We start from the raw sequence: 8,369 nt of genomic DNA on the forward strand, positions 1-8,369 counted from the left end.
GAGGACACCCGCCTCGACCGCCCGGTCGCGGTCAAGCTGATCCGCCCCGAGCACGTCGGCGCGCCCGAGATCGTCGCCCGCTTCCGCCGCGAGGCCCGGCTGACCGCCCGACTGGCCGGCCACCCCAACGTCGTGATCCTGCACGACTTCGGCGACGTGGACGGCTCCGTCTACGCGGTCATGGAGCTGGTGCGCGGCGAGTCCCTGTCGAAGGTGCTGCGCGGCTCGGGCCCGCACCCGGTGGCGCGGGCCGCCGCGTGGACGGCGCAGGCGGCGGCGGGTCTGGCCGCCGCGCACGCGGCCGGGATCGTGCACCGCGACGTCAAGCCGGGCAACCTCATGGTGCTGCGCGACGGCACGGTGAAGGTTCTGGACTTCGGGATCGCCGGGATCAGCGACGCCGCCGCGCAGAGCCGCCGGCTCACCCGGGCCGGCGAGGTCTTCGGCACCCCCCTGCACATGTCGCCGGAGCAGATCCGCGGCGAGAACGTCGGCGCGGCGGGCGACCTGTACTCGCTCGGCACGATCCTGTACCGGCTCCTCACCGGGACGCCGCCGTTCCGCGACCCCGAGCCCATGCGCATCGTCCGCATGCACCTGGTGGAGGCCCCGCGCCCGCCGGGCGAGCTGCGCCCGGGCCTGCCCGACGGGCTGTCCGACCTGGTGCTGCAGCTGCTGGCCAAGGCGCCCGCCGACCGCCCGGCCACCGCCGACGAGGTCCGCGCGCGCCTGGCCTCCTACCTGACCGCGCCCGACCCGCCGCGGGTGTCGCGGCCCGACCCCCCGCTGTCGGGGCCGTCGCCGCTGCCCACCGGGCCGTACCCGGCCGCCCGCCGACCGCCCGCCCCCGTCGGCCGGGCCCCGGAGGCGGTCCCCCCGGCGGCGCCCGCCGACCCCGCGCCGTCGCCCCGGCGGTCGCTGGAGCTGCGGCTGGAGGCGGCCGAGGAGCGGGCCCGGTCGGGCGACGCCGCCGGCGCCGCCGACGACCTGCGCGCCCTGCTGCCGCACCTGGCGGCCGCCCACGGCCCCGAGCACCCGGAGACGCTGCGGGCGCGCCGCCGGGCCGCGCACCTGCGCGGCAAGGGCGGCGACCCGGCGGGGGCGGTGGCGGAGTTCGCCGCGCTGGCCGCCGACCTGGACCGGGTCTACGGGCGCCGGCACCCCGAGACCCTGACGGCCCGCTACTACCTGGCCGTCAACGCGGGGCGGACGGGCGACCACGCCCGTGCGGCGCGGGTCCACGAGGAGCTGCTGCCCGACCTCGCGGCGGTGCACGGGCCCGACTCCGAGCGCGTGCTCACCACCCGCCTCTACCTCGCGTTCGACGTGGGCGAGACGGGCGAGCCGGTCCGCGCGGCGGCCCTGCTGCGCGCGCTGGTGCCCGACCTGGAGCGCGTGCTGGGGCCGGACCACGCGACCTCGCTGCGCGCCCGGCACTACCTGGCCGCCTACACCGGGTTCGCGGGCGACCCGGCCGAGGCCGCCCGCCGCTATCAGGACCTGCTCGCCGACCACTCGCGGCTGTTCGGCCCCGCCCACCCCGAGACGCGGAGCACGGGCGAGCGGCTGCACCGGTGGCTCCGCCAGGCCGGGGGCTGACCGCCCGGAGCCGGGCCGCCGTCCGCAGCGGAGCCGCCCGGGCGGCCCGGTTCGGCACGTTCGCGCCCGTTCCGGCCGTGTGTGTCGCCGTCCCCCGCTAGGGTTCGGACCATGTCTGCACGACCCCTCACCGAGATCATGGACGACGGCTGGGCCAAGGCCCTGGAGCCGGTCGCCGACCGCATCAGCGCCATGGGCGGCTTCCTGCGCGAGGAGGTCGCCGCCGGGCGCACCTACCTCCCGGCGGGTGACAACGTGCTGCGCGCCTTCCAGCAGCCGTTCGACGACGTGCGGGTGCTGATCGTGGGCCAGGACCCCTACCCCACCCCCGGCCACGCGGTGGGCCTGAGCTTCTCGGTCGCGCCCGATTGCAAGCTCCCCGGCAGCCTGCGCAACATCTTCCGCGAGTACACCGAGGACCTGGGTCTGCCCATGCCCGCCAACGGCGACCTCACCCCCTGGACCGAGCGGGGCGTGCTGCTGCTCAACCGGGTGCTGACGGTCATGCCGCGCCAGCCCGGGTCGCACCGGGGCAAGGGCTGGGAGGAGGTCACCGATCAGGCCATCCGCGCGCTGGCCGAGGGCGGCAAGCCGATGGTGGCCATCCTGTGGGGACGCGACGCCCGCAACCTGCGCCCGCTGATGCCGGACGTGCCGTGCGTGGAGTCCACCCACCCCAGCCCGATGTCGGCGAAGAACGGCTTCTTCGGGTCGCGCCCGTTCAGCCGGGTCAACGCCCTGCTGGAGGAGCTGGGCGAGGACCCGGTCGACTGGCGGCTGCCCTCCTAAGCCGCGCCCCGGGCCGAACCGGCCCCGGTCAGTCGCCGGTGTCGCCCGCGGCGGCGAGTTCCTCGTCGCCGCGCTCGATGCAGAACTCGTTGCCCTCGGGGTCGGCCAGGACCACGAAACCGGTGCCGTCGGGGCGGCGGAAGTCGTCCAGGCGGGTGGCGCCGATCCCGAGGAGCCGGTCGAGTTCGGCGTCGCGCCCGGCGCCCTGCGGGCCCAGGTCGAGGTGGACCCGGTTCTTCACGGTCTTGCCTTCGGGCACGCGCAGGAACAGCAGCCCGGGGTGGCCGTCGGGCGTCTCCACGAACGCCTCGTCGGCGCCGGGGGCGTTCTCGGGGTGGGGCCGACCGCCCACCACCCGGCTCCAGAACTCGGCGAGGGTGTAGGGGTCGGCGCAGTCGAACGTGACGTTGCGGATGGGTGACGGCACGGCTCTCCTCGGGACGCGGGGTGGTGCCGGGCGTGCTGCCGGCATGGTGCTGACCGCGGCATCCTCCCATCCCGGAGCGGCGCCGGGCACGCGGATATCCGGCGGGTTTGGGGTTCGGGCGCGGGCGTACTTGAATGGGCGCACCCCCCGTCACGCGTGAAAGGCCCCCCATGGCGAAGCGGATCGGCTACGCCGACGCCCTCAAGGTGCTCGGCAGCGACGACTCGGCGGCGCTCGACCTCGCGGAGAAGCTGGTCGACGGCGGCCTGGGCGCGGTCGGCGTGCCCGACATGTTCGGGCTGCGCTCGCAGCTCGTCGCCAAGGGCCGGGAGCTGCTGACCGGTATCCGCGAGCGCATCAGCGGGGTGAGCCGCTGGGACCGCACCCGCCGCGTGGAGGCGGCGCACGAGATCCTCATCCTGACCGCCTACACCGAGGCGGTCGAGGAGGTCATGGCGGAGCCGGAGTCGCGCGACCGGTGCGCGGCGGCGGGCCTCGATCCCAGCGTGGTACACAACAAGCTGCTCGACAGCTTGCTCGGTGCCGAGCTAACCCTTCACGGAGCCGACCTACAGTTTCCGGCCAAGCATCCCGGGCACAGTGGGTTGGAGGTGGTAGGCCATCCGGGCGCCGTCGAATACATCGCGCCGGTCGTCGCCGGCGAACCGGAGATGGACGTGATCGACGCGTTGTCACTCGCCGTAGAAAATAGCTCTGACCGCCGCTACCACGAGCTGTATCGCCTCCTGGCCGCCGACGTCCCCGAGTTCGGCGTCTGGGCGGCCATGGCGGAGCACCACGCCACCCGCGCCGAAGTGGCGCGGGTCCGCGCCGGCCTGGCCGACCTGCACGCCCTGCTGGAGTGGACGTCCACCGGCCGCCCGGTCGGCCGCCGCAGGGCCGAACTCGCCGATCTCCACCGCTCCGCCCTCGACCGCCCCCTCCTGCGCTCGACCGATGCCCCCGCCGGGCTGCGCATGCCGACGCTCGGCGACGCCTACCTGACCCCGCGCGGCGCCCTCGCGGTCGTCGACGCCGACGCCCGGCCCTCCGCCGACGACTGGTGGCATCGGTACTCGGTCCGCGACGATCTGCCGACCGTGCTCGCCACCCTCCTCACCCGCGCCGAGTGCACCGAACTACCACTGGTCGTCCTCGGGCATCCGGGCGCGGGCAAGTCCGTCCTCACCGAGATGCTGGCGGCCCAGCTGCCGCCCGCCGACTACCTGCCGCTGCGCGTGGAGCTGCGTGCGGTCGCCGCCAACGCGCCGATCCACGCGCAGCTCGACGAGGGCCTGGCCGCCGCCCTGCACACCCCGACGTCCTGGCGCGACCTCGCCGACGACGCCGACGGCGCGCTGCCCGTCATCATCCTGGACGGCTTCGATGAACTGCTCCAGGCCACCGGGGTCGACCGGTCGGACTACCTGGAGCAGGTGCAGCGCTTCCAGCAGGAGCAGCGCGCCATGGGCCGGCCGGTGGTGGTGGTCGTGACCAGCAGGACCGTGGTCGCCGACCGCATGCGGTTCCCCGAGGGCACCACGGTCATCCGGCTGGCGCCGTTCGATGAGGGCCAGGTCCGCCGGATGGTGGACGTCTGGGCGCGCGCCAACAGCGGGCCGCTGGCCGCCCGGAACCTGCGGCCGCCGTCCCCGGAGGCGGTGCTGGCCCACCGGGAGCTGGCCGAGCAGCCGCTACTCCTCCTCATGCTGCTGCTCTACGACGCCGACGCCAACGCGCTGCACGCCGAGACCGACCTGTCGCGCAGCGAGCTCTACGAGGAACTGCTGGCCATGTTCGCCCGGCGCGAGGTGCGCAAGCACGCCGCCCACCTGGCGGCGGGCGACCTGGAGCGGGCGGTCGAGGAGGAGCTGCGCCGGCTGGAGGCGGTGGCCATGGCGATGTTCGCCCGGCGCCGGCAGTCGGTCACCGCCGAGGAGCTGGGCCGCGACCTCGCCGTGCTGCTGCCCGACGCGGCCCTGCGGCCGGACGACGCCGGGCTGCACGGCGCGGTCCCCGGCGCCCACCAGGTGCTCGGCCGGTTCTTCTTCGTGCACGAGTCGCGGGCGCGCACCGGTTCGGGCCCGGCGAGCGTCTACGAGTTCCTGCACGCCACGTTCGGCGAGTACCTCGTGGCGCGGACGGTCGTCGCGGCGCTGGCGGACCTGGCGGAGGACCGGCGGCAGGCGGCCCGGCGCCGGTTCGCCGCCCCGCTGGACGACGGCCTGCTGTACGCGCTGACGTCGTTCTCCGCGCTGGGCGGCAGCGCGGCCACCGTCCAGTTCACCGCCGACCTGCTGGAGCGCCGGTTCGCCGCCCACCCGGAGGACCGGGCCGATTTCCGCGCGCTGCTCGTGGAGCTGTTCCGGGAGGCCTCCTACCCGCCCGCGCAGCGCAGCTTCACCGAGTACGCCCCGCTGCGGCTGCCGGTCACGGTCCGGGTCGGCGTCCACACCGCCAACCTCGTCGTGCTGCTCGTGCTGGTGGCGGAGGGACCGGTCGACCTGGCGGAGCTGTTCCCCGACGCCCCCGCCCCGTGGGAGGAGCTGCGGTGGCTGGCCGGGCTGTGGCGGGCGATGGGCGGCGGCCAGTGGGGCGGGACGCTCGACACGCTCCGGGTCCGCCACCTGGACTACCTCGCCGACGGCGGCGCCCGGCGCAGCGTCGTGGAGCGGGAGCGCGGGGAGCCTGTCAACATCGGGGAGTGCGTCGGGTTCGAGCTGCGGGCCGACGTCGACAGCGAGCCCGACATCATCGACCCCTACAGCCTGGAGCTGCCGTTCCACGACTCCGTCCTGTCGCGGCTGGCCCGGTCCATGGCGCTGCGCGTCAACGGCACGTCCAGCCGGCTGCTCATCTCGCTGCTGCCCTACCTGCGGTACACGGACGCCGACATCCGCTGGCGGGTGGAGTCCGACCACGTACGCGGGGTCGCGGGATGGGCGGGGTCGCACGACCTGCTGTACCTGCGCCTGGCCCCGCCGACCGACGACGGGGACCGGCGGTCGCGCGTCTACCGGCGGCTGTTCGCCGACCGGGTGCTCGGCCGCCCGCAACTGGTCGCGCTGCGCCAGGCGGCCGAGGACCTGGCCCTCCTCCCGCGCGACGCCCCGCTCCGCACCGAGCTGCTGTCGCTGGTGTTCGAGTTCCTGTACTCACTGGCGGGGGCCGACCTGCGCGGCGCGAGCGTCACCGAGGAGGTCGATCCGGTGCTCGCCCGGCTGCGGCCGCGCCTGGAGCGCTTCGCGGCCGAGGGCAGCGGGATCGACGTCCCGGCGGCGTACCGGCGCGCGGCGGAGAAGATCACCAGGGCGCAGGCGGCCCCACCATCCCCCGGGGACGACACCATCCTCCCCGCCTATGGGGCCCAGCGGGACCCGCACCCGTACACCTTCGGCGGCTCCGCCGGGTAGCGGCGGGCGGGTCAGTCCGCCAGGGCCCGGCGGACCAGGTCGGGCAATGCGGTGCCGATCGGGTCGCGGACGATCGCCGAGGCCACCCCGTCGTAGGGGGTCGCCTCGGCGTTGACGATGACCAGCGGGGCGCCGTGGGCCAGGGCCACGTCGCACAGCCCCGCCACCGGGTGGACCGCCAGCGACGTGCCCACGGCGAGGAACACGGCGCAGTCCTCCGCCGCGGCGATGGCGGCCTCCAGCACGGCCGCGTCGAGCCGCTGCCCGAAGGAGATCGTGGCCGCCTTCTGGATGCCGCCGCAGCGGCGGCATCGGGGGTCGGACTCGTCGTCCAGCCGGGCCAGCACCTCGGGGGTGGGCGTGCGCAGCCCGCACGCCATGCACACCACCTCGTGCAGCGTGCCGTGCACCTCCAGCACGTGCGCCGGGTCGGTGCCCGCCGCCTGGTGCAGGCCGTCGATGTTCTGCGTGACCAGGGCGCGCAGCCGCCCGGCGCGGTCGAGGTCGGTGAGGGCGCGGTGGGCGGCGTTGGGCCGCGCCGTCCACGCCGGGTGGTCGCGGCGCATGAGCCAGACCCGGCGGCGCACGTCGGCGTCGGACATGTAGGTGTCGAGGTCGAACATCGCGGCGGCGGCGGGGTCGCGGGTCCACACGCCCTGCGGGCCCCGGAAGTCGGGGATACCGGAGTCGGTGGAGATCCCGGCGCCGGTGAGGACGGTCACCCGGTCGGCCGCGGCCAGGAGCGCGGCGGCGTCGGCGGAGTGCGGGGCCGTGGTCATGTCGGGTCCTCGGGTCCGTGGGGTCGGCAGGGGCGGGCTGGGCGCGATCCGCCCCATTCTGGCAGCGCGGGCGGCGGGCCGCGCACCGGCGTGCCGCGATGGCGGACGGGCGCGCGGGGCCGATCATGGGACCGGGCCACCGGACCGCCGGAGACCGCCCATCCCGGGCGAATCCTCCCAACCCCCTCGGCACGGTACCCTCACGTCACGTCGGGCATGCGGAACGGACGCATCGGCGTGCCGGGGCCGTGCCCCGCCGCCGCCCCCGCGTCCCGGACCGAGAGGGAACGGATCGGATGACCAGGTCGCGGCGCGCCGCATCGGCCGCGCACCCCCGCCGGTGCCGGGTCGGCGGCGGACGGCTCCGGTGCGCGGTGCGAGAATCGGCGGCCTCATGAGACAGCCGCCGCACATCCTCGTCGTCAACGGCACCAAGGTCCGCCGCCCGGTGTTCGTCCTGGGGGCCCCGCACTCGGGGGTCGACGTCGTCGCCCACGCGCTCGCCCGCGCCCCCGGGCTGTACCTCGGAGCGGGCGACCCGGGGGTGCTGGACGCCGTCTACGCGCTGGCCCGCCGGCCGTCCATGGCCGAGGAGCACGCGTCGGGCACCGCCACCCTGCTGCGCGACGCCTTCGCCGAGGCCTGGCAGCTGACCCCGCTGACCTGCCCGCTGTGCCCGGGCGGCCCGGTGAGCGCCCGCGAGGCGCCCGAGCCGTGCCGGCACGCCCGCGAGGCCACCCGGTTCGGCGACGCGAGCCCGGACCTGCTGTACAGCGCGTCCGCGCTGCTGACCGCGTTCAGCGACGCGGTGTTCGTGCAGGTCATCCGGGACGGCCGAGACGTCACGGCGGCCATGCTGGGCGACGACCGGTCGCTGGCGTGGTTCAAACCCGGCCTGGGCACGCTCGGCGAGGAGCTGCCGCAGCCGTTCTTCGGCATCGAGACCGAGCAGGAGCGCGCCGACTACCCGCGGCTGTCGACCGCCGCCAAGTGCGCGCTGCGCTGGCGCGGCGCCGTCCGGCTGTCGGCGCGGCTGCGCGGGGCGCTCGGCGCCGACCAGCTCATGACGCTGCGCTACGAGGACCTGTTCGGCCAGGAGGTCGAGACGGCGGAGCAGCTCCGCGCGTTCACGGGCGCCAGCGTGTCGGCCGTGGAGCTGGTGCGCGCGGAGCCGCCGGGCATCGGCGCCTGGCGCAGCCGGCTGACGTCGGAGCAGCACGGCGACGTGCGCGCCGTCGCCGCCGCGGAGCTGACCCGCCTCGGCTACACCTGACCGGGCCCCGCCCGGCCCCGCCCGGCCCGGCCGTCGGCCGTCAGGTGGCGGGGGCGTCGCCGGGTGCGGCGGGCGCGCCGTCGGCGGCC

General features: G+C 76.0%; 6 protein-coding genes. 4 read left to right on the forward strand and 2 right to left on the reverse strand.

What is annotated here, in order from left to right; translation table 11 throughout:
- Together NT8_RS25340 and NT8_RS25345 are read left to right on the forward strand one after the other, a co-directional pair.
- Nucleotides 1–1,599, forward strand: a 1,599-nt coding sequence (locus NT8_RS25340; RefSeq protein ID WP_067974745.1) for a serine/threonine-protein kinase, incomplete at its 5' end; no start/stop codon positions are given.
- A gap of 111 nt (nucleotides 1,600–1,710) precedes the next feature.
- Nucleotides 1,711–2,388: a uracil-DNA glycosylase gene (locus NT8_RS25345; RefSeq protein WP_084469275.1), complete on the forward strand. Its 678-nt coding sequence runs from the start codon at nucleotides 1,711–1,713 to the stop codon at nucleotides 2,386–2,388.
- A gap of 28 nt (nucleotides 2,389–2,416) precedes the next feature.
- On the opposite strand, the gene NT8_RS25350 is transcribed toward NT8_RS25345, so the two are convergent.
- Complete coding sequence (locus NT8_RS25350; protein ID WP_067974751.1) at nucleotides 2,417–2,815, reverse strand: VOC family protein; 399 nt, start codon at nucleotides 2,813–2,815, stop codon at nucleotides 2,417–2,419.
- 170 nt (nucleotides 2,816–2,985) lie between these two features.
- Between NT8_RS25350 and NT8_RS25355 the strand changes: the two genes are divergently transcribed.
- Nucleotides 2,986–6,228, forward strand: coding sequence for an NACHT domain-containing protein (locus tag NT8_RS25355; protein ID WP_067974754.1), 3,243 nt, complete (start codon nucleotides 2,986–2,988; stop codon nucleotides 6,226–6,228).
- Nucleotides 6,229–6,239: 11 nt separating this feature from the next.
- On the opposite strand, the gene NT8_RS25360 is transcribed toward NT8_RS25355, so the two are convergent.
- Nucleotides 6,240–7,007, reverse strand: coding sequence for an SIR2 family NAD-dependent protein deacylase (locus tag NT8_RS25360; RefSeq protein WP_067974757.1), 768 nt, complete (start codon nucleotides 7,005–7,007; stop codon nucleotides 6,240–6,242).
- 394 nt (nucleotides 7,008–7,401) lie between these two features.
- Between NT8_RS25360 and NT8_RS25365 the strand changes: the two genes are divergently transcribed.
- Nucleotides 7,402–8,280, forward strand: coding sequence for a sulfotransferase (locus NT8_RS25365; RefSeq protein ID WP_067974759.1), 879 nt, complete (start codon nucleotides 7,402–7,404; stop codon nucleotides 8,278–8,280).
- Nucleotides 8,281–8,369 lie beyond the last annotated feature (89 nt).

The sequence above is a fragment of the Nocardiopsis trehalosi NBRC 14201 genome (assembly GCF_001552555.1).
Classification (GTDB): Bacteria; Actinomycetota; Actinomycetes; order Streptosporangiales; family Streptosporangiaceae; genus Nocardiopsis_B; species Nocardiopsis_B trehalosi.